Annotated in this window: 27 protein-coding genes and 2 tRNA genes; 7 read left to right on the forward strand and 22 right to left on the reverse strand. The window is 67.8% G+C overall.

The window, feature by feature from the left end; translation table 11 throughout:
* Positions 1-39: 39 nt before the first annotated feature.
* From ELQ94_RS16250 to trpD, 7 genes are all read right to left on the reverse strand, one after another.
* Positions 40-318, reverse strand: a complete 279-nt coding sequence (locus ELQ94_RS16250) for a YrhK family protein (protein ID WP_127051426.1) — start codon at positions 316-318, stop codon at positions 40-42.
* Complete coding sequence (locus ELQ94_RS16255; protein ID WP_127051427.1) at positions 318-677, reverse strand: RNA-binding S4 domain-containing protein; 360 nt, start codon at positions 675-677, stop codon at positions 318-320. The genes ELQ94_RS16250 and ELQ94_RS16255 overlap by 1 nt, the downstream gene beginning before the upstream one ends.
* 21 nt (positions 678-698) lie before the next feature.
* Complete coding sequence (locus ELQ94_RS16260) at positions 699-908, reverse strand: antitoxin (protein ID WP_127051428.1); 210 nt, start codon at positions 906-908, stop codon at positions 699-701.
* Between the two features lie 94 nt (positions 909-1,002).
* Complete coding sequence (gene dhaM, locus ELQ94_RS16265) at positions 1,003-1,722, reverse strand: dihydroxyacetone kinase phosphoryl donor subunit DhaM (protein ID WP_127051429.1); 720 nt, start codon at positions 1,720-1,722, stop codon at positions 1,003-1,005.
* Positions 1,719-2,351, reverse strand: coding sequence for a dihydroxyacetone kinase subunit DhaL (gene dhaL, locus ELQ94_RS16270; RefSeq protein WP_127051430.1), 633 nt, complete (start codon positions 2,349-2,351; stop codon positions 1,719-1,721). The genes dhaM and dhaL overlap by 4 nt, the downstream gene beginning before the upstream one ends.
* A gap of 40 nt (positions 2,352-2,391) precedes the next feature.
* Positions 2,392-3,393, reverse strand: coding sequence for a dihydroxyacetone kinase subunit DhaK (gene dhaK / locus ELQ94_RS16275; RefSeq protein ID WP_127051431.1), 1,002 nt, complete (start codon positions 3,391-3,393; stop codon positions 2,392-2,394).
* A 96-nt stretch (positions 3,394-3,489) separates the two neighbouring features.
* On the reverse strand, positions 3,490-4,551 hold the full coding sequence (gene trpD, locus ELQ94_RS16280) for an anthranilate phosphoribosyltransferase (protein WP_127051432.1): 1,062 nt from the start codon (positions 4,549-4,551) through the stop codon (positions 3,490-3,492).
* A 143-nt stretch (positions 4,552-4,694) separates the two neighbouring features.
* On the opposite strand from trpD, the gene ctaE reads away from it, so the two are divergent.
* From ctaE to ELQ94_RS16305, 5 genes are all read left to right on the forward strand, one after another.
* Entirely contained in the window at positions 4,695-5,324 is a 630-nt protein-coding gene (ctaE, locus tag ELQ94_RS16285) for an aa3-type cytochrome oxidase subunit III (RefSeq protein WP_481808298.1), read from the forward strand.
* A gap of 16 nt (positions 5,325-5,340) precedes the next feature.
* Positions 5,341-6,150: a cytochrome bc1 complex diheme cytochrome c subunit gene (gene qcrC, locus ELQ94_RS16290; RefSeq protein WP_127051433.1), complete on the forward strand. Its 810-nt coding sequence runs from the start codon at positions 5,341-5,343 to the stop codon at positions 6,148-6,150.
* Between the two features lie 39 nt (positions 6,151-6,189).
* Positions 6,190-7,254: a cytochrome bc1 complex Rieske iron-sulfur subunit gene (gene qcrA, locus ELQ94_RS16295; RefSeq protein ID WP_127051434.1), complete on the forward strand. Its 1,065-nt coding sequence runs from the start codon at positions 6,190-6,192 to the stop codon at positions 7,252-7,254.
* Positions 7,254-8,873 (forward strand): cytochrome bc1 complex cytochrome b subunit, encoded by a 1,620-nt coding sequence (qcrB, locus tag ELQ94_RS16300; protein WP_127051435.1) that lies wholly within the window; start codon positions 7,254-7,256, stop codon positions 8,871-8,873. Before qcrA ends, qcrB begins: the two co-directional genes overlap by 1 nt.
* Before the next feature lie 148 nt (positions 8,874-9,021).
* A complete protein-coding gene (locus tag ELQ94_RS16305; RefSeq protein ID WP_243697080.1) occupies positions 9,022-9,534 on the forward strand; it encodes a P-loop NTPase family protein in 513 nt (170 codons plus the stop codon).
* Between the two features lie 59 nt (positions 9,535-9,593).
* Here the strand turns inward: ELQ94_RS16305 and ELQ94_RS16310 are convergent, their stop codons facing one another.
* The 6 genes from ELQ94_RS16310 to ELQ94_RS16335 form a co-directional block, all read right to left on the reverse strand.
* Complete coding sequence (locus ELQ94_RS16310; protein ID WP_127051437.1) at positions 9,594-10,040, reverse strand: GNAT family N-acetyltransferase; 447 nt, start codon at positions 10,038-10,040, stop codon at positions 9,594-9,596.
* Positions 10,041-10,049: 9 nt separating this feature from the next.
* On the reverse strand, positions 10,050-10,469 hold the full coding sequence (locus ELQ94_RS16315; RefSeq protein WP_127051438.1) for a cytochrome c oxidase subunit 4: 420 nt from the start codon (positions 10,467-10,469) through the stop codon (positions 10,050-10,052).
* Position 10,470: 1 nt separating this feature from the next.
* Positions 10,471-12,198: an aa3-type cytochrome oxidase subunit I gene (gene ctaD / locus ELQ94_RS16320; protein ID WP_127051439.1), complete on the reverse strand. Its 1,728-nt coding sequence runs from the start codon at positions 12,196-12,198 to the stop codon at positions 10,471-10,473.
* The gene (gene ctaC / locus ELQ94_RS16325) at positions 12,195-13,100 is read right to left on the reverse strand and encodes an aa3-type cytochrome oxidase subunit II (RefSeq protein ID WP_127051440.1); all 906 of its coding nucleotides are present in this window, start codon (positions 13,098-13,100) and stop codon (positions 12,195-12,197) included. The genes ctaD and ctaC overlap by 4 nt, the downstream gene beginning before the upstream one ends.
* Before the next feature lie 170 nt (positions 13,101-13,270).
* The gene (gene erpA, locus ELQ94_RS16330) at positions 13,271-13,648 is read right to left on the reverse strand and encodes an iron-sulfur cluster insertion protein ErpA (protein WP_208007776.1); all 378 of its coding nucleotides are present in this window, start codon (positions 13,646-13,648) and stop codon (positions 13,271-13,273) included.
* 78 nt (positions 13,649-13,726) lie between these two features.
* The gene (locus tag ELQ94_RS16335) at positions 13,727-15,142 is read right to left on the reverse strand and encodes a dipeptidase (protein ID WP_127051441.1); all 1,416 of its coding nucleotides are present in this window, start codon (positions 15,140-15,142) and stop codon (positions 13,727-13,729) included.
* Between the two features lie 38 nt (positions 15,143-15,180).
* Here ELQ94_RS16335 and ELQ94_RS16340 point away from each other — a divergent pair, with 38 nt between their 5' ends.
* Positions 15,181-15,771, forward strand: a complete 591-nt coding sequence (locus tag ELQ94_RS16340) for a DUF3043 domain-containing protein (protein WP_127051442.1) — start codon at positions 15,181-15,183, stop codon at positions 15,769-15,771.
* Here ELQ94_RS16340 and ELQ94_RS16345 read toward each other — a convergent pair.
* The 7 genes from ELQ94_RS16345 to ELQ94_RS16375 all read right to left on the reverse strand — a co-directional run bounded on the left by ELQ94_RS16345 (position 15,746) and on the right by ELQ94_RS16375 (position 23,243).
* Positions 15,746-16,813 carry a quinone-dependent dihydroorotate dehydrogenase gene (locus ELQ94_RS16345; protein WP_127051443.1) on the reverse strand — a complete coding sequence of 356 codons (1,068 nt, stop codon included), beginning with the start codon at positions 16,811-16,813 and terminating at the stop codon, positions 15,746-15,748. The genes ELQ94_RS16340 and ELQ94_RS16345 overlap by 26 nt on opposite strands.
* Before the next feature lie 61 nt (positions 16,814-16,874).
* The gene (gene nrdR, locus ELQ94_RS16350; RefSeq protein ID WP_127051444.1) at positions 16,875-17,351 is read right to left on the reverse strand and encodes a transcriptional regulator NrdR; all 477 of its coding nucleotides are present in this window, start codon (positions 17,349-17,351) and stop codon (positions 16,875-16,877) included.
* Positions 17,352-17,363: 12 nt separating this feature from the next.
* A complete protein-coding gene (hisD, locus tag ELQ94_RS16355; protein ID WP_127051445.1) occupies positions 17,364-18,683 on the reverse strand; it encodes a histidinol dehydrogenase in 1,320 nt (439 codons plus the stop codon).
* A gap of 84 nt (positions 18,684-18,767) precedes the next feature.
* Positions 18,768-20,594, reverse strand: a complete 1,827-nt coding sequence (locus tag ELQ94_RS16360; RefSeq protein WP_127051446.1) for a hypothetical protein — start codon at positions 20,592-20,594, stop codon at positions 18,768-18,770.
* Between the two features lie 206 nt (positions 20,595-20,800).
* Positions 20,801-20,877: transfer RNA gene (locus ELQ94_RS16365), tRNA-Ile, on the reverse strand.
* A 5-nt stretch (positions 20,878-20,882) separates the two neighbouring features.
* Positions 20,883-22,148 (reverse strand): glycosyltransferase, encoded by a 1,266-nt coding sequence (locus ELQ94_RS16370; RefSeq protein ID WP_243697085.1) that lies wholly within the window; start codon positions 22,146-22,148, stop codon positions 20,883-20,885.
* A gap of 165 nt (positions 22,149-22,313) precedes the next feature.
* On the reverse strand, positions 22,314-23,243 hold the full coding sequence (locus ELQ94_RS16375) for a DMT family transporter (RefSeq protein WP_341807746.1): 930 nt from the start codon (positions 23,241-23,243) through the stop codon (positions 22,314-22,316).
* A gap of 41 nt (positions 23,244-23,284) precedes the next feature.
* Between ELQ94_RS16375 and def the strand changes: the two genes are divergently transcribed.
* Positions 23,285-23,851: a peptide deformylase gene (gene def / locus ELQ94_RS16380; protein ID WP_127051447.1), complete on the forward strand. Its 567-nt coding sequence runs from the start codon at positions 23,285-23,287 to the stop codon at positions 23,849-23,851.
* A 101-nt stretch (positions 23,852-23,952) separates the two neighbouring features.
* Here def and ELQ94_RS16385 read toward each other — a convergent pair.
* Positions 23,953-24,028 (reverse strand) — tRNA-Asn (locus ELQ94_RS16385).
* A 68-nt stretch (positions 24,029-24,096) separates the two neighbouring features.
* On the reverse strand, positions 24,097-24,954 hold the full coding sequence (locus ELQ94_RS16390; protein ID WP_166404880.1) for an ATP-binding cassette domain-containing protein: 858 nt from the start codon (positions 24,952-24,954) through the stop codon (positions 24,097-24,099).
* Positions 24,955-24,967: the final 13 nt, after the last annotated feature.

Consider the following 24,967-nt stretch of genomic DNA (forward strand, 5'->3'; position numbering starts at 1 on the left):
CGTGGAACGCCAACGACGGGGCGTCAGAGTGTCGAGCCCTCAGAAATCGTTCGCGTCGTTCGAGCCGTTCGTCTGTGAGGAGACGGATCTGATGTGGATGTTGCGGCTCAAGCGGATGACGGGACGAATCAGGAGTTCGATGGATCCCGCGAGGAAGAACCACGTGCCTGTCGTCGTCGTGCTCTCGTCGAAGAACAGGATGCTCCCGACGATGAACCAGACGGCGATGAGAGCGTCGTTGAGGATCGAGAGCGTCTCGTAGCGATTGTGGAGGACCAGGGTCCTGTCCCCCAGCTCGATGTCGAGGTCTTTGCCCATCAGTGCCCGCGCAGCCGCTCGATCTCGCGTCGGTCGCGCTTGGTCGGCCGCCCGCTCCCCCGGTCCCGCTCGACTGTGGCGGGCACCTCGGCACGCGGCGGCTTCGGCGGAGTCAGGTCGGTGTAGTTCTCCGAGGCCACGCTCGCCGAGGCTCGCTTCGTGAGCAGTCCCCGCACCACGACGATGCGCTCGTCGACGAGGCGGACGCGCACCTCGTCCCCGACCGACACCGATTGGGCGGGCTTGGCGCGCTCCCCGTTCACACGGACGTGACCGGCCTTACAGGCCGCTGTCGCGGCCGAGCGGGTCTTCGCGAGCCGGACACCCCAGATCCAACTGTCGACTCGGACCGTCGCCATGGCAGGTCGTCCCTCTCCCGACTACTCGTTGCCGATCTTCTTGTCAGCGGCCTTCTTCGCGTCCTCGATCTGCCCGCTGAACTTCCCGCCGCTCGCCTTGTCGGCCGCGGCGGCGATGCCGTCGAGGATCGAGTCGCTCGTCTTCTCGGCCTTCTCGCTCTTCAGCGCCTTCGTCACCCGTTCGTCCTTCAAGAACTCCTGGGCCTTCTTGGAGATGTCCTCGATCGCCATGTCGATCCTTCCATGCGGCCGGTCCCCCGGCGTTCGTCCCTCGGCGCGAGTACCGCGACCGACGGTCCTACTGGTCCTGCTGCGGCCTCGGCGCTCAGCTCTCGCCGAATCCGGATTCGATGAGCTCAGCGAGGGCGTCGACCGCTTGGCGTCCGTCCGGCTGCGAGCTCACGAGGTCCACGGTCGTCCCGGCGGTGAGGCCGAGCCCCATGATGGCGAGCAGGCTCTTCGCGTCCTTGCCGTTGACGGTGACCGTCGCGTCGAAGCGTGACGCGAGCTTAACGAACTCGGCGGCCGGTCGTGCGTGCAGTCCGTCCCGGTTGACGAGCGTGACCGATCGGGCGTAGGGGCCGTCGGCCGTGGTCGCCGCCTCGCCCTCTTTCGACTCGAGGTCGACCGGCGCGTCGCCGGAGCCCTCCCCCGCGCCCGCGGTCGACGAGTTGGCCGTGGCCGCCGCGGCGGCGACGGCCTCGAGGTCGGATCCGGTGGCGGCGGCCACGGCGGCCGCCACGGCGCCCTCGACGAGAGGCGCGTCGGCGATGGCGACGCGCGCGCGGTCGCCGTCGTCGAGGAAGTCGATGGCGGTCTCCGCGGTGAGGACCGCCGAGCCGAGGTCGCACAGCACGACGACGCCGTCGCCGCTGTCCGCGGCCGAGAGTCCCGCCGACACACGATCGAAGCTCGTCCCGATGCGGCCGTCGTCGGTGCCGCCCGCCGCGATGATCGCGACACCCTCGGCCATCTGCGCGGCGAGTTCGACGAGGCCCTCTGCGATCTTCCCGCTGTGGGACACGATGAGGAGCCCGACCGTCATCCGGCCACCTCCACGGCGGCGCGGAGGATGAGGGAGCTCGATTGCGCGCCGGGATCGCGGTGCCCGACGGCCCGCTCGCCGAGATAGCTCGCACGTCCCTTATGTGCGACGAGCGGCTCCGTGTCCCGAGCGCCGGTCTCCGCGGCCTGCGCGGCCGCTTCCAGCACGCTCTTCTCGTCCTGACCGCCCTCGGCGGCGCGAGCGGCGGAGTCGACGGCCGGGGTCCAGGCGTCGATCATCGTCTTGTCACCGACGGCGGCCTTGCCGCGGAGGACCACCCCGTCCCTGGCCGCCGTGAGGAGGTCGACGAGCGATGCGCTGTCGAGGTCCTCCCGACCGGCGACGGCCCCGGCGGCCTTGAGGTACGCCGTCCCGAAGAGCGGTCCGGATGCCCCTCCGACCGTCGAGATGAGGGTCGTCGCCACGAGCTTGAAGACGTCGGCCGGGGTCGATCCCTCGGGGAGGGTGTCGAGCTTCGCCACGACGGCAGAGAAGCCCCTGTCGAGGTTCTCGCCGTGGTCACCGTCTCCGATCTCGCGGTCGAGCGTGATGAGCTCGACCCGGTGTTCGGCCACGACGTCGGCGGACCGACGGATCCAGGCGATCGCCCAGTCTGTTCCGAGTGTCATACGTTCTCTCCGTTCCGAGGCCGTCGTCGGCCCCGCTCGATCATCGTCCCCATCGGAGGGCGGCCGTCTGCACCGGTGCGTCCCAGAGCTCGGTGGTCTCGTCGTCGAGCTTGAGCACGGAGATCGACGCGCCCTGCATCTCGAGCGCGGTGATGTAATTGCCCACGAGGTTCCGCACGACGGTGATCCCGCGCGATGCGAGGACCTCGACGGCGTGACGATACATGATGTACAGCTCGACGAGCGGCGTGCCGCCCATGCCGTTGACGAACAGCAGTACGGAGTCGCCGGACGAGAAGGGGAGATCGGACAGGATCGGCTCGAGGAGACGCTCGACGATCGCGTCGGCCGGTTCCAGGGGGATGCGCTCGCGGCCGGGTTCGCCGTGGATCCCGATGCCGATCTCGATCTCGTCGTCGCCGAGGGTGAAGCTCGGTTCGCCCGCGTGCGGCACCACACACGGCGTCAGCGCGACTCCCATGGTGCGAACGTTCGCGTTGACGCGCTCGGCGATCGCGGCGACCTCGTCGAGGGAGTCCCCTCGTTCGGCGGCCGCCCCCGCGATCTTCTCGACGAGCACCGTGCCGCCGACGCCCCGTCGACCGGCCGTGTAGAGGGAGTCCTGCACGGCGACGTCGTCGTCGGTGACGACGGTGCGCACCTCGATGCCGTCGGCCGCGGCGAGGTCGGCCGCGGTCTCGAAGTTCAGGACGTCGCCTGTGTAGTTCTTCACGATGTGGAGGACGCCGGCGCCGCCGTCGACGGCCTTCGTCGCCGCGACGATGGGGTCGGGTGTCGGCGAGGTGAAGACGGGGCCGGGCACCGCGGCGCCGAGCATCCCGTAGCCGACGAATCCGCCGTGCAGCGGCTCGTGGCCGCTCCCCCCGCCGCTCACGATACCGACGACGCCCTGGACCGGAGCATCAGCGCGCACGATGAACAGAGGGTCGCTCGACACGGTGACGATGTCGGCATGGGCTGATGCGAATCCGGCCACCGATTCCTGGACGACGTTCTTCGGGTCGTTGATGAGCTTCTTCATTGAAATCTCCGCCACTTCCTCGTTCGATCGGATCCGGCTGGTCCGTCACTGCACACCGTACGCCGGAAGACTGTGCGTGCGGAAGACGACGAGAGGTCAGTCGGACGGCGTCCGCGTCGCGCGCACCCAGTCGTCGAGAGTCCGCGTCGCCGCGCCCGAATCGACGGCCTCAGCCGCGAGCGCCATCGCCGCCGCGAATCGGTCGACGAAACTCTCCTGCGCCCGCGCGGGATCCTCAGCGAGCCGATAGGCGACGATCCCCGCCGCCGCGTTGAGCAGCACGATGTCGCGCACAGGGCCGCTCTCGCCCGCGAGCGTCCGCCGGACGATTTCCGCGTTGTGCTCCGGCGTCCCTCCCCGCAGATCCTCGATCCGGGCTCGGGCGATCCCGAGGTCCCGCGGGTCGAGGTCGTGCTCGGTCACCGAGCCCCTGCTGACCTCCCACACGTGAGAGTGCCCCGTCGTGGTCAGCTCGTCGAGACCGTCGTCACCACGGAAGACGAGGGCGGTCGCGCCACGCGTGCGGAACACGCCCACGATCAGCGGCACGCGCGCGAGCGACGCGACACCTACGGCCGAGGCCTCCGGCCGCGCCGGGTTGCACAGCGGACCGAGGAAGTTGAACACCGTGGGGATACCGAGTTCCGCCCGCACCGCGCCGGCGTGGCGGAAGCCCGGGTGGAACGCCGATGCGAAGGCGAAGGTGATGCCGACGTCGGCGACCGTCGCCGCGACCCGCTCGGGCGACAGTCCGAGGTCGATCCCGAGGGCGGCGAGCACGTCGCTCGAACCCGACTTCGAGCTCGCGGCCCGGTTGCCGTGCTTGATCACGGGGATCCCCGTGGCCGCCGCGACCACCGAGGACATCGTGGAGATGTTGACGGTGCCGAAGCGGTCTCCCCCGGTTCCGACGATGTCGAGGGCCATCGAATCCGCCGGCAGAGGGACGGCATGCTCGAGGATCGCATCGCGGAACCCCACGATCTCGTCGACCGTCTCTCCCTTGGCGCTCAAGGCCACCAGGAATCCGGCGAGCTGCGCGTCCGTCACCTCGCCTCGCATGACGCGTTGCATCGCCCAAGTGGCATCGGCGACGGTCAGGTCCTCCTTCGCGAGAAGAGAGGTGATGAGAACGGGCCATGACGGGGAATCGGTCATGATCCGATCCTAACCGTGGGTGCTTTCCCGCCTGATTCACTGCGCATTCCCGGTCGTGACTAAGGGGATCCTAAGTTCGACGACTTGTAGAATTGATCCCTGAGGTGCGCGAAAACGTCCCCGGCATCGTCCATAATGGAGGAGTGACGAGCACCCCAGTGAACTTCGCAGCGACAGCGCCGCGACTCAACAGACCGAACCCGGTGATGGTGGGTACGATCGTGTGGCTCGGAAGCGAAGTGATGTTCTTCGCCGGCCTCTTCGCGATCTACTTCTCCCTCCGCTCGATGGCGCCCGAACTCTGGGCGGAGCAGGCCAGCCTGCTCAACGTCCCGTTCGCGCTGGTGAACACGATGATCCTCGTATCGTCGTCGGTCACCTGCCAGATGGGAGTGTTCGCCGCCGAGAGACTCAGGCCGCGGTCCACCTCCGGGCACCCCAAGGACTGGGGCATGGTCGAGTGGTTCTTCCTCACCTACGCGCTCGGCGCCATCTTCGTGGCCGGCCAGATCTGGGAGTACGCCACGCTCGTGAGCGAGGGCGTGACGCTGAGTTCCGACTCTTACGGTTCGGTCTTCTACTTCACCACCGGGTTCCACGGCATCCACGTGACCGCTGGTCTCATCGCCTTCCTCCTCGTCATCGGACGCGCCTACGCGGTCAAGTCGTTCGGTCACAAGGAGGCCACGAGCGCGATCGTCGTCTCGTATTACTGGCACTTCGTCGACGTGGTCTGGATCGGCCTCTTCGTCGTCATCTACGTCCTGAAATAACCGGAGAGCACAGCACATGTTCAGAACTTCACGGAAAGCCGGGAGCCGCAAGGCGGGCAGGCGTTCGCCGCTCGCGAGCGTGTCGCTCATCGCGCTCGGACTGATGCTGTCCGGTGGGGCGTACGCCCTCGTCAGCTCCTCCACCGCCGTCGCGGACACCGCATCCACGGCCACGCAGGCGACCGTCGAGGAGGGCGAGAAGCTCTTCCAGGCCAACTGCGCCACCTGTCACGGTCTCGACCTGCAGGGCAGTGACGCGGGTCCGACCCTCATCGGTGCCGGTGAGGCCTCCGTCGACTTCCAGGTGGGCACGGGTCGCATGCCGCTCCAGGCGAACGGCGCGCAGGCCCCCGAGAAGCCCGTCCAGTTCACCGAGGAGCAGATCTCGGCCCTCGCTCAGTACGTCGGATCCGTGGCTCCCGGCCCCGCGATCCCCGAAGACCAGTACCTCGACGCCGAGGGTGACGCGTCGCGCGGCGCCGAGCTCTTCCGCGTCAACTGCGCGATGTGCCACAACGTCGCCGGTGCCGGTGGAGCGCTCACCGAGGGTAAGTACGCTCCGGCCCTCACCGGTGTCACGCCCACGCACATCTACGAGGCCATGGTCACGGGCCCGCAGAACATGCCCGTCTTCAACGACGCCAACCTCACCCCCGAGGACAAGCGCGACATCATCACCGCGCTCAAGTTCCAGGAGAACGCCGTCTCGGTCGGCGGACACCCGCTCGGTTCGCTCGGCCCGGTCGCTGAGGGCCTGTTCCTCTGGATCGCCGGTATGGGCATCATCGTGGCTCTGACCGTGTGGATCACGGCTCGATCCAACTAGTCACCCACGTCTCACAGCACGGAAAGTAGAAGGAGCAACATGGCACAGGACGGTCAGAGCACGGAGCTCACCGCCTCCGGCGACCACGACGAGGTGGAGACCCTCTCGCCGGGTACCGCCGTGGTGTCCTCCGACGCCGTCCGCGACCCCGGCCTCCCGCCGCACCGGTTGCGCGTCACGGACACGGACCCCAAGAAGGCGAAGCGGGCCGAGCGCGTGGTCTACACGCTCTTCTACCTCTCGCTCGCGGGCAGCCTCTTCGCTGTCGCCGCCTACATGGCGTTCCCGATCATCCCCGAGGACCTTCTGTCCGTCCGGTTGAACAACATGTTCATCGGTGTCGGGATCACGCTCGCGCTGCTCGGAATCGGAATCGGTGCCGTGCACTGGGGCAAGGCCCTCATGCACGACCACGAGGCCATCGACCTCCGCCACCCGGTCCGCGGTACGGACGAGACTCGCGCGCGTGCCGTCGAGATCATCCAGGAGGCGAACGAGGAGAGCGGCTTCGGCCGTCGGTCCCTCATCCGCAACACCCTCATCGGTGCGCTCGTGGCATTCCCGTTGCCGGCGGTCGTCCTCTTCCGTGGGCTGGCGCCCGAGGGTGAAGACCCGGTCGAGCTGCTCGAGAACACGGCGTGGGAGGCGGGTACCCGTCTCGCTCGCGACCCCGACGGCACACCGATCCGCGCCTCCGACGTCACGATCGGTTCGGTGTTCCACGTCATCCCCGAAGGTCTCGCCGAGATGGAGCACATGCTGGAGGAGAAGGCCAAGGCCATCGTCCTCCTCATGCGCCTCAAGCCCGAAGACCTGAACGAAGAGGAATCGAAGAAGGACTGGTCGTACAACGGCATCGTCGCTTATTCGAAGGTATGCACCCACGTCGGGTGCCCCGTCGCCCTCTACGAGCAGCAGACCCATCACCTGCTGTGCCCGTGCCACCAGTCGCAGTTCGACGTGGCCAACCATGCAGCCGTCATCTTCGGACCGGCGGCACGACCCCTTCCCCAGCTTCCCATCGCGGTGGACGACGAGGGCTACCTCGTCGCTCAGAGCGACTTCAAGGAACCCGTGGGACCGTCCTTCTGGGAGCGTCACTGATGAGCACCACTACTGAAGACCGCCCGGCGCCCGTCGCCGAGAAGCGGTCGGGCGGCGTCACCGCCGCAGCCTCCAACTACCTCGACGAGCGCACCTCGATCTCCGCGGTCGTCAAGGAGTTCGGTCGGAAGGTCTTCCCCGACCACTGGTCGTTCCTCCTCGGTGAAGTCGCTCTCTACAGCTTCGTCGTCATCCTGCTGTCGGGCACGTTCCTGACGTTCTTCTTCCAGGCCTCCATGGTCGAGGTCGAGTACGACGGTTCGTACGTGCCGCTCAAGGGTGTCGAGATGTCCGCCGCGATGGCCTCGTCCCTCGACATCTCGTTCGACATCCGTGGTGGGCTGCTCATGCGCCAGATCCACCACTGGGCTGCGTTGCTCTTCGTCGCGGCCATCGGCCTGCACATGATGCGCATCTTCTTCACGGGTGCCTTCCGCAAGCCGCGTGAGATCAACTGGGTGATCGGTTTCGTCCTCTTCATCCTTGCGATGGCCGAGGGATTCACCGGATACTCGCTCCCCGACGATCTTCTGTCCGGCAACGGTCTCCGGATCATCGACGGCATGGTCAAGGGCATCCCGCTCGTCGGAACGTGGATCTCGTTCCTGCTCTTCGGTGGGGAGTTCCCGGGCACCGCGATCGTGGGGCGTCTCTACACGCTGCACATCCTGCTGCTTCCGGCGCTCGTTCTCCTCTTCATCGCGCTGCACCTCGTGTTCGTGGTCGTCCACAAGCACACGCAGTTCGGTGGACCGGGCAAGACGCAGCAGAACGTCGTGGGCTACCCGGTGATGCCGGTGTATGCCGCGAAGGCCGGTGGGTTCTTCTTCATCGTGTTCGGCGTCATCGCCTTCCTCGCGTCCTTCTTCACGATCAACCCGATCTGGAACTACGGACCCTACGACCCGTCCCCCGTGTCGGCCGGTACCCAGCCCGACTGGTACATCGGCTTCGCGGACGGTGCGTTGCGACTCATCCCTCCGCACCTCGAGTTCGTGCTGCTCGACCGCACATGGTCGTTCAACATCATCATCCCGTTGGCGGCTCTCGGCCTGTTCATCGTCCTCGCGTTGATCTACCCCTTCATCGAAGCGTGGATCACGGGAGACAAGCGTGAGCACCACATCCTCGACCGACCGCGCAACGCGGCCACCCGCACCGCGATCGGCGCTGCCGGCCTCACGTTCTACGCCGGTCTGTGGGCCGCGGCCAGCTCGGACATCATCGCGACGCACTTCATGGTCACGATGGAGGGCGTGATCCACACGCTGCAGGCCGTCGTGATCGTCGGTCCGTTCATCGCCTACTTCCTCACGAAGCGCATCTGTCTCGCGCTTCAGAAGAAGGACCGCGAGATCGTGCTCCACGGCTACGAGTCGGGACGGATCATCCGCTTGCCCGGTGGAGAGTACATCGAGAAGCACGAGCCGATCGACGAGTACCAGCGTTGGAAGCTCGTGAGCTACCACGACTACAAGCCGCTCATGATCCGCCCGAATTCGCGTGGAAAGATCTCCGTAGGGCAGAAGGCCCGCGCGTCGCTCTCGCGCTGGTTCTTCGAGGACCGCATCGCCCCGCCGTCGCGCGGCGAGATCGAGGCCTCGCACGGCGACCACTGATCAACTGATCCGGTGAACGGCCCCCTCCCCGACTGTCGATAGAATCGACAGTCACCAGGAGGGGGCCGTTTCTGTCATGACCATCGAACGACGTCGTCGGACGCCTAGGCCTGATCCGATCCGAGGGCGCGCAGCCCGCAGGATCCTCGTGGCCGGGGCGTCCGGAGCGGGTAAGAGCACGATGGCGCTCGCCCTGTCCGAGCGACTCAGCCTGCCGTACACCGAACTCGATTCGTTGTACCACGGGCCCTCCTGGACGCCGCGAGAGACCTTCGTCGCCGATGTGGCGGAGATCACGGCGGCGGATGCCTGGGTCAGCGAGTGGCAGTACCGGAGCGTACGACCGCTCCTCCTGGAGCGGGCCGAGCTCATCGTATGTCTGGACTACAGTCGCGTTCTCGTGATGAGCCGGGTGCTTCGGCGCACCGTGCGCCGCCGCCTACGCCGCGAAGAATTGTGGAACGGGAATCGCGAGCCCGCACTGCACACGTTCTTCACGGATCCCGACCACATCGTTCGCTGGTCGTGGTCGACGTTCGGCCGGAACCGACGGACGTTGCGCGAACTCGACCACACGCCCCCGGTCGGACTCCAGGTCGTGCGGCTACGATCGCCCCGGGCCGCGCGACGCTGGCTCGACTCCCTCTCCCCCACCTCCTGACGACGAAGGCCCCCTCGCTCGAGCGAGAGGGCCTTCGAAGAAGCAGGGCGGAGACTTTATCAGCCGCCGGCCGGGAGGATCTTCTTGTAGAACTCGGCGGTGACCTCGTACCCGAGGCGTCGGTAGAACTCGCCGGCTCGGGAGGTCGACATCGTGAGGCGCCGTACGCCGCGCTCCATCGCGTACAGCTCGTTCGCGTAGACCAGATCCGAGCCCACTCCCTGGCCGCGTGCGGACTCGTCGACCACGAGCTCCTGCAGATGCGCGGTGAGCCCGGACACGTGGAGCAGACGCGACACACTCATGAGCGTGTAGCCGATGACCTCACCACTGTCGTTCTCCGCGACGTGGAGCACATTGGTCTCGTTCTCTCGCCACCGGATGACGTTGTTGAACGCGACCGTGAAGCCGTCGAGATCAATGGAGGCCGTCTCGGTGACGAACTGTCGGGCGAGCTGGAAGACCGCGTCGCAGTCCTCGAGCGTGCCCCGTCGGATGAGGGTCACAGTGTCTCCCTAGCGGACGAAGAAACCGCGGTAGTACTCGTAGCACCAACCGACGATCGCGATAAGCACGAGGGGCAGACCGATGAAAGCGACCCACGGTCCCACGGCGACGCCGAGGAAGACGAGGGCGAGGGCTCCGGCGAGGAAGATCGGCCACCAGCTCCAGGGGCTGAAGTGGCCCAGCTCCGGGTCACCGTCGTCGATGTTCGCCGTGAGGGTGTCCTCCGGGAGCTCGCCGCCCTGGTTCTTGTGCACACGGCCGAGGTAGAACGCCAGGAACGCACCGAGCGCAGTGCTCAGCAGCAGCGCGACGGTTCCGACCCACTCGATGGTGGCTCGATCGTCGAGCAGGTTCCAGACCGTGTACGCGACGGCCGAGAGGCCGAAGAAGCCGGTGAGCAGCCAGAAGAGGTTGGTATTCGCCCTCACGTCACTTCACTTTCTCGGAGCCGGCGTCGTACACCGGGGCGTCGGGAGCATCCTTGGCCGGTCCCACACCGACGGGCATGGCCTCGGGGTGGTTGAGGTCGAACGCCGGGCGCTCCGAACGGATACGCGGGATGGAGGTGAAGTTGTGACGGGGCGGCGGGCACGACGTGGCCCACTCGAGCGATCCGCCGTAACCCCACGGGTCGTTGACCGTGATCTTCGGCGCCTTGCGGGCCGTGATGAAGACGTTCAGGAAGAACGGGATCATCGAACTCGCGAGGATCATGGCGCCGATCGTCGAGACCTGGTTCATCCAGGTGAAACCGTCCTCCGGCGCGTACGTCGCATAGCGACGCGGCATACCCACGACGCCCAGCCAGTGCTGGATGAGGAAGGTCATGTGGAAGCCGATGAACAGGATCCAGAAGTGCCAGTAGCCGAGCTTCTCGTTGAGCATCTTGCCCGTGAACTTCGGCCACCAGAAGTAGAAGCCGGCGAACATCGCGAAGACGACGGTGCCGAAGACGACGTAGTGGAAGTGCGCGACGACGAAGTAGGAGTCGGACACGTGGAAGTCGAGGGGCGGCGAGGCCAGGATGACACCCGTCAGCCCACCGAAGGTGAAGGTGATGAGGAAGCCGATGCTCCACAGCATCGGGGTCTCGAACGTGATCGAGCCGCGCCACATCGTACCGATCCAGTTGAAGATCTTCACACCGGTGGGCACCGCGATGAGCATCGTCATGAGCGCGAACCACGGCAGCAGCACGGAACCCGTGACGTACATGTGATGGGCCCACACCGTGACCGAGAGGGCGGCGATCGCGATCGTCGCGTAGATGAGGGTCTTGTACCCGAAGATCGGCTTGCGGCTGAACACCGGGAAGATCTCCGACACGATGCCGAAGAACGGCAGCGCGATGATGTAGACCTCGGGGTGGCCGAAGAACCAGAAGAGGTGCTGCCAGAGGATAGCGCCGCCGTAGGCCGGGTCGTAGATCTGCGCGTCGAAGACGCGATCCGCGCCGAGGGCCGTCATGGCCGCCGCGAGCACCGGGAAGGCCATGAGCACGAGGATCGAGGTCACGAGGATGTTCCACGTGAAGATGGGCATCCGGAACATGGTCATTCCGGGAGCGCGCATCGTGATCACCGTGGTGATGAAGTTGACCGCACCGAGGATGGTTCCGAAACCGCTCAGCGCAAGACCGAACACCCAGAGGTGTCCCCCGAGACCCGGCGTGAACGTCGTGCTCGAGAGCGGGGTGTACGCGAACCAACCGAAGGCCGCCGCTCCACCCGGGGTGAGGAATCCGCTGACCGCGATGGTGCTGCCGAAGAGGAAGAGCCAGAACGCGAAGGCGTTGAGGCGCGGGAACGCCACGTCGGGGGCGCCGATCTGGAGCGGCATGATGACGTTGGCGAAACCGGCGAAGAGCGGGGTCGCGAACATCAGCAGCATGATCGTGCCGTGCATGGTGAAGAGCTGGTTGTACTGCTCCTTGGTCGCGAGGATCTCGAGACCGGGTTCGAACAGCTGCGCGCGGATGATGAGCGCCATCACGCCGGCGATGCAGAAGAAGAAGAACGAGGAGATCAGGTACATGTACCCGATCGTCTTGTGGTCGGTGGACGTGATCCAGTTGACCACCACGTTGCCCTTACGCTGCACACCCGTCGCGTTCACGACTTTGGCCTGGCCTGCGGGCAGATCGACGACACTCGTCATGATCCTGCTCCTTCTTCCGATGCGTCGGCTCCGGTCAGACCGGGCGTGGAGTTCCTGTCGTACGTGCTGCCGTAGTCGCCCACGTTGCCGAGGTCGACCAGCGACTGGATGTACTCGTCGTATTCGGCCTGCGACACGACCTTCACGTTGAAGAGCATCTGCGAGTGATACTCGCCGCAGAGTTCCGCACACTTTCCGGCGAAGGTGCCTTCGCGGAGGGGCTGAACGGCCATGTGGTTCGTGATACCCGGGTACAGGTCCTTCTTGTAGAGGAAGTCGATCACCCAGAAGGAGTGCTGCACGTCGCGCGAGTTGAGATCGAAGTTGATCTCGGCGTTGACGGGCAGGTAGAGCGTCGGCAGCTCATCCTGGTCGACGGCACCGGATTCTCCGTCCTCGCGCTCCTGCGCCTGGATGCCGGCCGACCAGACGTCCTCGCCGTCGGCCGCACCCTCGTACACGAAGTCCCAGGCCCACTGCTTGCCGTAGACGTCGATCTGCACGTCCGGGTTCTCGTACTGCGTCTCGATGATCTCCTGGTCGCGCGCCGTGAAGGCGAAGAATCCCAGGACGAGGATGAGGGGCACGATCGTGTAGAAGATCTCGATCGGCATGTTGTACCGCATCTGCACGGGCAGGCCCGTCTGGCCCTTCCGGCGGCGGTAGACCACGACGGCCCACAGGGTGAGACCCCAGGTGATGACACCGACGACGAGGAGCACGATCCAGGAGTTCGTCCACAGACCGGACACCATCTCGGTGCGGTTCGTGACGGGCGATTCGCCCTCCTCGAAGCCCGGCAGATAGCCGTTCAGTTCAGCCTGGGTGCAGCCGGCGAGCACCACCGCGAGGGTGAGGGCCACGGGGACTGCAGCCCATCGGAGTCGTCGTTTCGAGCGCACCTGAAAACCTTTCGCAAGACACTGTTGGTTCGCTGACAGTCTAGCCCGAACATCACGCGAGCCGATGACCAACGGCGCTGTTTCTACGACGTGTCGAAATCGTGATATCCCCGAGAATACGCCAAAAGCGGGGGCCGACCCGATGGTCGACCCCCGCTTCGAGTGGTGGATCAGTGGAAGCTGTCACCGCACGCGCAGCTGCCTCCGGCGTTGGGGTTGTCGATGGTGAAACCCTGCTTCTGGATGGTGTCCTCGAAGTCGATAGAGGCCCCGTCGAGATAGGGGACGCTCATCTTGTCGACGACGACCTCGACGCCCTCGAAGTCGACGGCGGCGTCTCCGTCGAGGAGGCGCTCGTCGAAGTAGAGCTGGTAGATGAGGCCGGAGCATCCGCCCGGCTGGACCGCGACGCGCAGTCGCAGGTCTTCGCGACCCTCCTGCTGGAGCAGGCTCTTGACCTTCGCCGCGGCGGTGTCCGTGAGTCCGACTCCGTGGGCCTTGGTCTGGTCTGCACCGGTGCCGGTGGCCGTGGTCATCGTGTCCGTCATGACTCTCCTCGGATCATCGCAGTCCCGGCGGGCGCCGGTGGGTCGAGTCTACCGCCCCACCGCCGCCCGACGTCCGATTCATCGTTCGGGACTACTGAGCCGCGCGAGCAGGAGCGTCTCGGCGAGGACGGCCCGGTGGAACACGCCGAGGTGGAGCGACTCGTTGGGGCTGTGGGCCCGGGAGTGAGGGTCCTCCACTCCGGTGACGAGGATCTCAGCGTCCGGGAACGACTCGACGAGGCTGGCGATGAACGGGATGGATCCGCCGACCCCGAGATCCACGGGTTCGACACCCCACGCGTCGGCCATCGAGCGCTTCGTGGCCTCGACGATCGGCCCCGACGTGTTGACGAGGAACGGATTCCCCGTGTCGATGTCGTCGATCGTCGCGACCACGCCGAACGGCGTGTTCGCGCGGACGTGGGCGACGAGGGCGTCAGCGGCGTCCGAAGCGGACTGCCCGGGCGCGATGCGCGCGCTCAGGCGGACGGACACCTCGGGGATGAGCGTGTTCGACGCGTTCGCCACCGACGGGGCGTCGATACCCGTGACGGTGATCGACGGCTGCCACCAGATCCGGCTCAGCAGTGAACCCGAGCCGATCGGGTCGACGCCCTCGACGAGCCCCGTCTCGGATCGCAGCTGCTCCTCGGAGTATTCGGGGGTCTCCCCCTCGTGCGACGTGAGACCGGAGACGGCGACCGAACCGTCCTCGTTCCAGAGGGACGACAGCAATCGGATCATCACGAGCATGGCGTCGGGTACCGCTCCCCCGAACATCCCGGAGTGCGATGCGTGTTCGAGGGGGCGCACGGTGAGACGGAAGGTGACGTTCCCACGCAGGCTCACGGTGAGCGCCGGGGTCACGTCGTCCCAGTTCCCGGAGTCGGCTACGACGATGGCGTCGGCGCGCAGTTCGTCGGCGTTGTCGGAGAGGAACGTCTCGAAGGAGCGCGAACCGAACTCCTCCTCGCCCTCGATGAAGAGCGCGATCCCGAGATCGAAGTCCGTACCGATCACGTCCGTGAGGGCACGGATGGAGGCGATGTGGGCCATGACCCCCGCCTTGTCGTCCGCCGCTCCCCGACCGTAGAGTCGCTCACCCCTGACGGTGGGTTCGAAGGGCTCGGTGTCCCAGTCCTCGTCCTTCCCCGGGGGCTGCACGTCGTGGTGGGCGTACAAGAGGATCGTCGGGGCTCCGTTGCGGGCCTGCCGCCGTGCCAGGACGGCGGGCTGCCCGAGTTCGTCGGTATCCCCGATCGTCGCCCGGGCGATGCGCACGGAGTCGAAGACACCCGTCGCCTCGGCGAGGGCGGCGACCGCCTCCGCGCTGCGCGCCACGTGCGCGGGATCGAAGGCTGCCCACGAGACCGAGGGGATCCTCACCAGGTTCGAGAGATCGGCGATCGTCGACGGCAGGCCGAGACGCACGGAGTCGGCGAGGGCGGCGTCCCGGCCGGTGAGGGATGGGGTGGCAGATGGGGATTCGCTCATGCAGGTAATCTTAAGAGCCACTGGCTGGAGGAACAGACGTGACCCGGAACAAGACAGACAACCCGACGACGTCGTCGGAGCCCAACGACGCCGAGATCGCGGCCCGCATCGCCGCGGGCAAGGGACGTGCGACGCCGACGCGTAAGGAACGGGAGGCGGCGAACAAGCGGCCCCTCGTTCCGGGCGACCGCAAGCTCGCTGCCAAGGAGGCCAGGGCCAAGATGGCCGAGGCCCGCGAGAAGGCGCGCCTCGGTTACGCGGCGGGCGACGAGAAGTTCCTTCCCGCCCGTGACCGCGGGGCGCAGAAGAAGTACATCCGCGATTTCGTCGATGCGCGCTTCAACGTGGGAGAGTTCCTCATCCCCGTGATGTTCGTCGTCATCCTGCTCACGCTGGTCCCGAGCGCCGACGTACAGGTCTACGCGCTGCTCGGCATCTGGGCGTTCTTCCTCCTCGCCCTCGTCGACGTGTTCCTGCTCGGCAGGTCCATCCGGAAGCGGCTCGCGGCGAAGTTCGGGGAGACCAAGGTCGAACGCGGAGTCCGCTGGTACGCCGCGATGCGCTCCCTCCAGCTGCGCGTCCTTCGCCTGCCGAAGCCCCAGGTCAAGCGTCGGCAGTACCCCGAGTAGCCACGGGCCCACGCTCGCGCCGCAGGCGGGCGAGCCCGCGGTTGATGGCCCGGCCCCACGAGGGGCCGGAGTAGACGAAGCCGGTGTAGCCCTGGACCAGGGTGGCGCCGGCTTCGATGCGTTCGCGGACGTCCTCGGCCGTCTCGACTCCGCCGACCGAGATGATGCAGGTGCCGTCCGGGAGCTCACGGCGGAGGATCTCGAGCACGGAGAGGGAGCGGGCGGCCAGCGGTGCCCCCGAGAGGCCACCGGCGCCGGCGGCTCGGACGACGTCGTCGCCGGTGCGCAGTCCCTCCCTCGAGATGGTCGTGTTCGTCGCGATGACGCCGTCCAGACCGGTCCGTTCCACGAGATCGGCGATGCGCACGACGTCGGAGTCGTCGAGATCCGGCGCGATCTTCACGAGCAAAGGGGTACGACCCGCCGCGCCCTTGACGGCCTCGAGGAGAGGCGCGAGACGGTCGAGCTCCTGCAGTCCTCGGAGTCCCGGCGTATTCGGTGACGATACGTTCACGACGAGATAGTCGGCGAGGGGCGCGAGCACCCGTGTGCTCTCGAGGTAGTCCTCGACCGCGTCATCCACCTCGACGACGCGGCTCTTGCCGATGTTGACCCCGATGACGGGGCGCCCCGGCACGGATCGGACCGCCTCGATTCGGGCGGCGGCCGCCGCCGCTCCCCCATTGTTGAAGCCCATGCGGTTGACGACGGCCCGATCGGCGACGAACCGGAACATCCGCGGTTTCGGGTTGCCCGGCTGCGCGTGCGCGGTCAGTGTTCCGACCTCGATGTGCGAGAAGCCGAGGCTGCCGAGGCCGATGATCGCCTCGGCGTTCTTATCGAACCCCGCGGCGACCCCGAAGGGCGAGGAGAAGCGGAGTCCGAGAGCGTGCACGGCCTCCTCAGGATCCGGTCGTGTGAGCCGCGAGACGACCCCGGCGAGACCCACCGATGGAAGCGCCCGGATCACGGTGAACGCGAGGTGATGCGCGCGCTCGGGGTCGAGCTTCGAGAGGACGAGAGCGAAGAGGAGTCGGTACATGCGGGCTCCGGGGTCGAGGGCTGGACGGCGGATCGACCCGTGGGCCGGTCGATCGGAGGGGTCAGTCGACCCGGCGGGGACGGTCGTCCCCCGCGTGCTCGACGCGGAGGAGGGTGATGGCCTCCTCGAAGTCGTCGAGCGAATCGAAGGCCTGGTAGACGCTCGCGAACCGCAGGTACGCGACCTCGTCGAGCTCGCGCAGCGGCTGCAGGATCGCCAGGCCGATGTCATTGGCGTCGATCTGCGCCGAGCCGGTCTGACGGATGGCCTCCTCGACGCGTTGGGCGAGCACGGCCAGGTCCGAATCAGTGACCGGTCGTCCCTGACAGGCCTTCCGTACGCCGCTCACGACCTTGTCGCGGCTGAACGGTTCGACGACGCCGCTGCGCTTGATGACCCCGAGGCTCGCCGTCTCCGTCGTGCTGAATCGGCGGCCGCATTCGGGGCACTGCCGGCGGCGGCGGATGGAGAAGCCGTCGTCGCTCGTGCGCGAGTCGATGACGCGAGAGTCGGGGAATCGGCAGAATGGACAGTGCATGCGAGGTCTCCGTCAGTCCGCTTCGGGGGTCGGGAAGCGCGCGGAGACCGCCTCGCCGTGGGCCGGGAGCGCCTCGGCCGTGGACAGCGCCACGATGTGGTCGGCGACCGCCGCGAGGGCGTCCTCCGAGTACCGCACGATCTGCTGCGGGCGAAGGAATGTGAAGGCTCCGAGGCCCGAGGCGAAACGCGCCCCGCCTCCCGTGGGCAGGACGTGGTTCGACCCCGCCAGGTAGTCTCCCAGGCTCACGGGCGAGCTCGGGCCGACGAAGACGGCCCCGGCCGAGTGGATGAGGGACAGCAGGGCGTCCTCGTCGGCGACCTGGAGCTCGAGGTGCTCGGGGCCGTAGACGTTGCTGAACGCCGCGCCGGCCGCGAGGTCGTCGACGAGGACGACGGCGGACTGGGGACCGGAGAGGGCCGTCCGGACGCGCTCCGCGTGGGCGGTCGCGCCGGCGATGGACGGCAGGACGTCTTCGACAGCGCGTGCGAGTCGTTCCGAGTCCGTCACGAGCAGCGACGCCGCGGCCTCGTCGTGCTCGGCCTGACTGACGAGGTCGAAGGCGACGAGCCGAGGGTCGGCAGAGTCGTCGGCGATCACGAGGATCTCGGTCGTCCCGGCCTCGGAGTCGATGCCGACGAGGCCCTTCACGAGTCGTTTGGCCGCGGCCACGAAGACGTTGCCCGGCCCCGTCACGACGTCGACAGGGTCGAGGCCTATGCTCGGGACGCCGTGGGCGAAGGCACCGATCGCCCCGGCTCCGCCCATCGCGTAGACCTCGGTGATGCCGAGGAGGCCGGCCGCGGCGAGGATGGTGGGGTGGACCCGTCCGCCGTGCTCCTTCTGAGGGGGCGATGCGAGGGCGATCGAACGGACACCGGCGACGAGAGCCGGCACGACGTTCATGACCACGCTCGAGGGGTAGACGGCCTTGCCTCCGGGCACGTACAGCCCGACCCGGTCGACCGGGTGCCAACGCTGCTCGACGACGGCCCCGTCACCGAGTTCGGTCCGCGACGCGCTCGGAACCTGGGCGGCCGAGGCGGTCCGAACGCGACGGATGGCTTCCTCGAGAGCAGCACGCACGGACGGATCCATGGAGGCGACGGCCGCGTCGATGTCCGCCGGGTCGACCCGGAGGGAGGCCGGTCGACCTCCGTCGAACCGATCGGCCTGCTCGAGGAGCGCGTCAGCCCCGCGATCGGCGACATCGGTGATGAGGTCACGCGCGGCCGCGCTCGCGACGGCGACGTCGACGACGGGGCGTGGGATGAGCTGGCGGAGGGCGAGGGTGTCGAGCGTGCGCCCGCGAAGATCGATGGACTGCATCATGGCGTCCCCAGCCTACCGGGGAGCGCCGACCGGTGCGGTCGCTCCCGCCCCGTGTGACAGGAGTCGGGAGCGACCGCGAACGGCTCAGCCCCGCGTGAGGTCGTCGATCGAGCGGAGGACGCCGACTCGGCCGTCGTCCGCACGGATCACGAGCCCGCCGTCGTGCTCGCCGACCGCGAGAGCCCAGGCCGTCGGACCGACTTCGAACAGGGTGGCGCCGGTCGACATATCGGCGACGGAGCGGGTCTCCGGCGCCAGCACCCAGTAGGGAGCGAAGGCGACCGGCTGCGCGACCGGCTGTTCGGCCGGTGTCTGCTCCGACGGTGTCTGCTCCGACGGTGTCTGCTCCGACGGCGTGCGCTCCGGATCGGACTCGTTCGACTCGACGGTGCGGTCATCGGCAGGTGCCTGCTCGACCGGGGACTGCTCGGCCGGTGCGAACTCGACCTGCGGGTGCTGCGCCGAGCCGGGGCGGTCTGCGGGCGTCACCGCGTCCTCGGGCTCGGATGCGCCGAACACCGCGGCGGGCGGCGTGTCCTGCTGCGACGCGTCTCGCCCGCCATCGATGTGCGGGGCGTCCACGTCGAAGACGGTGCGCGGGTCGGGCTGCTCGCTGCTGGTGCCCTCTGGCGACGAGAACACTGCTGTCGGCGGCGTCTGTGCGGCCTCCGGCGTACCCGGCCAGGGCTCGGCGGACGGCTGCTGCTGCGGCTGCTGCCACGAGGGTGCCTGGCCGGTCTCGTGGCCGCCCGTGCTGGGCGCCTGCGCGGCGGCGGGCCAACCGGCCGGCGCTGTACCCTGTCCGCCATGCCCGGCGGGGGCCTGCTGCGGTTCGGGCTTCGGCCGCTGCGGCACGCTCTTGGGAGCGCGGGCGAACGGGTGCGCCTCCGACGCGGCGCGATCACGGAAGTCCGAGGCGAACGGCGGGATGCGGTGACCGAAGGTCGTGAGCGCGATCGCCGCGAGCGAGACGATGAGTCCGAGGATGGGTCCGGCGCCGGGCGCGAAGCCGTCGGTCGATCCCCCGAACCACACTCCCAGTCCGAGCATGAGGAAGATGGCTCCGAGGTGGAATCCCGCGGTCGAGATGGCGGCAGCCGAGGCGTACTGGTCGATGGAGAGCGACCCCACCTTCCACCCCACCGATGGCACGGTCCGTCGCAGGACGAGCAGCGCCGCGGCGGCGACGAACACGAGGGCGCCGGGGATCACGAGCCAGGGTGCGGGACCCCAGAGGTTGGAGTACCCGACGTACGCGGCGTACTGGCCTCCGACGAGCGGGAGGAAGGAGGCGATGAGCAGGAGGAGCCCGAGTCCGGCGACGATCGTCTCGCGCAGGGTGAACGGTCCGACGCCGTAGGGCTCGCCGTTCTCGTCCGTCTTCGGCTTGCGCGTGGCCTGCTGCGGGGCACCGAAGCCGTCATGACCCTGCGGCCCAGCCGGAGCGGCACCCGCGTAGGGCGCATACTGGCCTGTGTCGTTCTGGCCGTTCTGTCCGTACTGACCGGGCTGGCCGAACTGATCCGTCCGACCGGCCTCACCCGGTCCGTTCTGATACGCACCGGCCGGATACCCGCCCGTCGGGTACTGGCCCTGCTGGTACCCGTCTGTCTGGTTCTGACCCTGCTGGTGCGGGCCGGAGGGGTACTGCCCGCTCTGCCCCGCGGGCGAACCCGCGACCGGGCTCGCGTACTCGCCGGGCTGCCCGTACTGTCCTTCGTTCGAGTGGGCCGCGGGTGCCGCGTACTCCCCCGGCTGACCGAACTGGCCCTCGGTGGGGCCCTGACCCGGGTGGGTGTACTCCCCCGGCTGCCCGCTCGGCTGCTGGCCCCCCGACTGGTTGCCGCCCTCGACGTTCGGGCGAGCGTTCGGGTCGCCCCAGCCCTGCGTGTTCTGATTCTGATCCGTCATCGTCATCCCTCACTCGAGATCGCACATTGTTCTCGTGTCGTCGTGGTCGCCGGAACCGTCCGAGCGGTCGTCGGTCGATCTCGGCTGATCATCACCCTAACCGGCGCGGCCGACACGACGCCGGTCCTTGCGGGATCCGTTGATCGACGCCGACCGTGCCACGGTCGGACGGCACCCTCAGTGGGCTCGGCGACGGTCTCCGCGTGTGGTGGGGCGTGTGGGGCTTGAACCCACGACCGACGGATTATGAGTCCGCTGCTCTGACCGACTGAGCTAACGCCCCGAGCCTCAGGCCTCGTCGCGGGCCTGCTCCGGCTGGTGGTCGGCGGCGGCATTCGTCACCGGTTCCCCACGATACAGACTCTCGAAGGTCGAGAGCGTCCGGTTGATGTCGTGCGCCTGGATGAGTCGGAGCGACTCGTTCTTGAAGGCGTCGAGACGCTCAGGGGCGGCCTCGAGGACGTCCGTGAGGCGTGCGGCCATCTCGTCGACGTCACCGGGCGTGAACAGGAAGCCGTTCTCGCCGTCGTGCACGAGGTGAGGGAGCGCCATTGCGTCGGCGGCGACCACGGGGAGACCCGAGGCCATCGCCTCCATCGTGGCGATCGACTGCAGCTCGGCGATCGAGGGCATCGCGAACACCGACGCCCGGGTGTAGCTCGCGCGCAGCTCCTCCTCGGTGACGTAACCCGCGAAGGTGACCCGGTCGGCGAGACCGAGCTGCTCGGCGAGCACCTCGAGGTTGCGCTTCTGGTCGCCGCCGCCGACGATCGTCAGCTTGGCGTCCAGGTGCTGCGGCAAGCGACCGAGGGCGCGGATGAGGACGTCGATGTGCTTCTCGCCCGTGACCCGGCCGACGAACAGGATGCGGTTCTCGGTGCGGGGAGCGAAGCTCGGGGTGTACAGCTCGGCGTCGAGCCCGCAGGAGATCGGCAGGACGTTCCGCAGACCGGTGTTCTTCTCGAGGAAGTCGGCCGCGTTCCGGGTCGGCGTCGTGATCGATTCGGCGAGCCCGAGGATGCTCCGGGTCTGACCCCACGCCCAGCGGATGAGAGCGCCGCGCGACCACTTCGGGATGACGGTGAACTCGATCATGTTCTCGGGCATGAGGTGGTTCGTCGCCACGATGCGGATGCCGCGCTTGGCGGCCTGCATGCTGAGGCCGCGCCCGATGATGAGGTGCGAGTTGGAGTGCACGACGTCGGGCTTGACCTCATCGAGGATGCGAGCGGCGTTCCGCTGGATGACGACGGGGAGCGCGAAGCGCAGCCAGTCGTGCGGCAACCAGCGCAGGCTGAAGAGCCGGTGCACCGTCATGGTCGCCCCATCGTGGGTCTCCTGGAACACCCCGTGCTTGCGCGACGCGGCCGGTGCGACGATGTGCACCGTGTGGCCGCGGCGCACGAGACCGGCGGCGAGGCGCTCGACGAACCGTGCGGCACCGTTGACGTTCGGCGGGAACGTGTCGGCTGCGATCAGGATCGTGAGCGGCTTCTCGGCCGGTTCGCGGTCGGTGGACGGAGTCGTACTCGATGAGTCGGACAAGGTAGAGATGATCCTCCGGTGTCGGCCGGCGTGCCGTCGCGTTTCCGCGGTGGCGTCACGTCCGGTCTGCGGTCGCCCCAGTGTAACCGTCGCGGTCTCCAGAGCCGTGGTGCGTCCCGGTGCGGCGTGCCGGTCCGGGATCGTGGCTCGTCGCTCCGCAACGACCGGACGGTGTCAGGTCTGCAGTTGCGGGTGATGGCGCGCGAGCTGGAAGACGCCCCACACGGCGAGGAGCCCGGCGATGATGAAGCCGATGACGGCCCAGGGTGGCGCGCCGGCGGCCTCGCCGAGCACGACGATCCCGATCCCGATGGCGACCATCGGGTCGATGACCGTGAGGCCCGCGATGACGAGGTCGGGCGGGCCGGACGAGTAGGCGTTCTGGACGAAGTAGGCGCCGAGGGCCGCGCCGGCGAGGAGGGCGACTCCGCACAGGATCGTGAGCCACTCGACGTTGCCGTTCTGCACGCGGTTGATGATCACCTTCGCGAGCGTCGCGACGAACCCGTAGATGAAACCGGCGGCGACGATGTAGAAGATCGCCCGCGTCTTGCGCCGCTGGAGGAGGAAGGCGACGCCGAAGACGACGAGCACGACCGCGAGAAGGATCAGGATCACGAACAGGTCGTCATCGGTCACCGCCTTCTCCCCCGCCACGAGCGCTGCCACGGTGACGAACAGACCGACGCCCCCCACGCACGCGACGATCGCCCGGATCGAGGGGGCGTTGAGGCGCACGCCGTGCGTGCGTGCATTGATGACCGCGGTGAGGACGAGAGCGATCGCCCCGAGCGGCTGGACGATGATGAGCGGGGAGAACGCGAGAGCCCCGAGCTGGAAGACGACCGCGAGCCCGAGCATGAGTGTTCCGAGCACCCAGGACGGTCGGGTGAGGAGCGCCGAGAGCTGGGCCAGATTGAGGCCCGTCGACGTCGTTCCGCCGCTGCGGGCCTCGACCTTCGTCACACCCCGGTGCTGGAGCTGCGCCCCTACGGACAGGAAGACGGCGCCGATGATGGCGAGCGGGATGCCCGCGAGCTGCATCGGGTCCCTGACGAACTCTTCGGTGATGTCGGTGAGGTCGTCGAGCGGGGCGAGAAACACCCGTCGAGACTACCCCGGCCCCCGTTGGTTAGGCTCAACGAATGGCCGTTCTTCCGATCCGCATCTCAGGGGATCCCGTACTCCACTCCCCCGCCTCGCCCGTCGAGACCGTCGACGACGACCTCCGCGCCCTCGTCGCGGACATGTTCGAGACGATGGACGCCGCTCCGGGGGTGGGGCTCGCGGCCCCGCAGGTCGGTGTGCCGCTTCGGCTCTTCGTCTACGGCTACACCGACGACGACGGCGCACCGTGGCGCGGAGTCGTCATCAATCCGGATCTCCTCATCTCGCCGGCCGAACCGGGCGATCCGGACGAGGACGAGGAATCGGAAGGCTGCCTGTCCTTCCCCGGCGAGCGTTTCCCCCTCCGTCGGAGCGACCGCGCCGTGCTCACCGGATCCGACCTCGACGGGGCGTCCGTGCACCTCGACGTCTCCGGCTGGCGCGCGCGGATCCTTCAGCACGAGTACGACCACCTCGACGGCACGATCTACCTCGACCGCTTGCAGCACGCCTTCCAGCGGACCGCCGACAAGATCGAACGCAAACGCGGCTGGGGAAAACCCGGCGCCAGCTGGATGCCCGGCGTCGACGACATCGAGCCCTAGATCGTCAGGGGCCTGGCGCCAGGACGACACAACGAAAAAGCCCCTCGCGATTCGCGAGGGGCTTTTCGTCGTGAACATCGGTCGTTGACTCTGATGAACGGTGGCTCCTCGACTTGGACTCGAACCAAGAACCTACCGGTTAACAGCCGATTGCTCTGCCAATTGAGCTATCGAGGATCATCCTGAACGGACTCGACTACTCTAGCAAAACTTCGTGGAACGCCAAATCACGACGGCTCTGCCCCTCATGAGGAGGAGGCGTCGGAACGTCGGCGCGACGGTCTCCGCGGGCCGACCGCGTGAGCGAGGGCCGTCAGGAACGGGTGCTCCGCCGACTCGAGCAGGCCGTCCACCGAGCCCACCCCGACGACACTCCCCCCGTGCAGCGCGATGACCCGGCCGCGGAGCGCCCGCAGCAGGTCGAGGTCGTGCGTCACGAAGACGGCGGCGAAGTCGCCGTCGCGGCGCCTCCGATCGACGAGGTCGGAGACGGCCGAGCGCACGGAGATGTCGATGCCGGCCGTGGGTTCGTCGGCGACGAGGATCTTGGGGTCGAGCGCGAGGGTACGCGCGAGGGCCACGCGTTGGCGTTGGCCCGCCGAGAGCTCGAAGGGGTACTTCACCATCGTGCCGAGCGGGAGCATCACCTCGTCGAGGAGCGTCGCGACCCGGAGGTCGAGGGATGCCCGGTTGTAGCGGCGGTCGCGTTCGAGGATGGGGGCCGCGACGATCTCGGCGGCGGTGCGCTCCGGATCGAGCGTGTCGGCCGCGTCCTGGCGGAGGAACGCGACGTCGAAGTCGAACCGCGGGAGGTCCCGTCGCCGCAGCCGACGGACGGAGGAGCCGCCGACGCGGATGGCCCCTCCGACGATCTGCGGGGACACGTTCTGGCCGGACGGGCGCAGATGATCGGCGGCGAGCACGCGCGCGACGCTCGACTTCCCCGAGCCCGATTCGCCCATGATGCCGACGACCTCGCCCCATTCGACGGAGAAGGACACCCCGTCGACGGCACGGTGGGTCCCGCTGATCCCGTGGGCCGGGTAGTCGACGCTCACGTCGTCGACGACGATGGCGCGGCTGTCAGGAGAGAGAGAGGTCACACGCTCCATCCTG

It is taken from the genome of Labedella endophytica (assembly GCF_003990045.1).
In the GTDB taxonomy this organism is placed as follows: domain Bacteria; phylum Actinomycetota; class Actinomycetes; order Actinomycetales; family Microbacteriaceae; genus Labedella; species Labedella endophytica.

Bases quoted from the DNA above. Each gene is read 5' to 3' on its own strand.
- ELQ94_RS16250 (WP_127051426.1), bottom strand. From the start codon at position 318: ATGGGCAAAGACCTCGACATCGAGCTGGGGGACAGGACCCTGGTCCTC.
- ELQ94_RS16255 (WP_127051427.1), bottom strand. From the start codon at position 677: ATGGCGACGGTCCGAGTCGACAGTTGGATCTGGGGTGTCCGGCTCGCG.
- ELQ94_RS16260 (WP_127051428.1), bottom strand. From the start codon at position 908: ATGGCGATCGAGGACATCTCCAAGAAGGCCCAGGAGTTCTTGAAGGAC.
- dhaM (WP_127051429.1), bottom strand. From the start codon at position 1,722: ATGACGGTCGGGCTCCTCATCGTGTCCCACAGCGGGAAGATCGCAGAG.
- dhaL (WP_127051430.1), bottom strand. From the start codon at position 2,351: ATGACACTCGGAACAGACTGGGCGATCGCCTGGATCCGTCGGTCCGCC.
- dhaK (WP_127051431.1), bottom strand. From the start codon at position 3,393: ATGAAGAAGCTCATCAACGACCCGAAGAACGTCGTCCAGGAATCGGTG.
- trpD (WP_127051432.1), bottom strand. From the start codon at position 4,551: ATGACCGATTCCCCGTCATGGCCCGTTCTCATCACCTCTCTTCTCGCG.
- qcrC (WP_127051433.1), top strand. From the start codon at position 5,341: ATGTTCAGAACTTCACGGAAAGCCGGGAGCCGCAAGGCGGGCAGGCGT.
- qcrA (WP_127051434.1), top strand. From the start codon at position 6,190: ATGGCACAGGACGGTCAGAGCACGGAGCTCACCGCCTCCGGCGACCAC.
- qcrB (WP_127051435.1), top strand. From the start codon at position 7,254: ATGAGCACCACTACTGAAGACCGCCCGGCGCCCGTCGCCGAGAAGCGG.
- ctaD (WP_127051439.1), bottom strand. From the start codon at position 12,198: ATGACGAGTGTCGTCGATCTGCCCGCAGGCCAGGCCAAAGTCGTGAAC.
- erpA (WP_208007776.1), bottom strand. From the start codon at position 13,648: ATGACGGACACGATGACCACGGCCACCGGCACCGGTGCAGACCAGACC.
- ELQ94_RS16335 (WP_127051441.1), bottom strand. From the start codon at position 15,142: ATGAGCGAATCCCCATCTGCCACCCCATCCCTCACCGGCCGGGACGCC.
- ELQ94_RS16345 (WP_127051443.1), bottom strand. From the start codon at position 16,813: ATGTACCGACTCCTCTTCGCTCTCGTCCTCTCGAAGCTCGACCCCGAG.
- nrdR (WP_127051444.1), bottom strand. From the start codon at position 17,351: ATGCACTGTCCATTCTGCCGATTCCCCGACTCTCGCGTCATCGACTCG.
- hisD (WP_127051445.1), bottom strand. From the start codon at position 18,683: ATGATGCAGTCCATCGATCTTCGCGGGCGCACGCTCGACACCCTCGCC.
- ELQ94_RS16360 (WP_127051446.1), bottom strand. From the start codon at position 20,594: ATGACGGATCAGAATCAGAACACGCAGGGCTGGGGCGACCCGAACGCT.
- def (WP_127051447.1), top strand. From the start codon at position 23,285: ATGGCCGTTCTTCCGATCCGCATCTCAGGGGATCCCGTACTCCACTCC.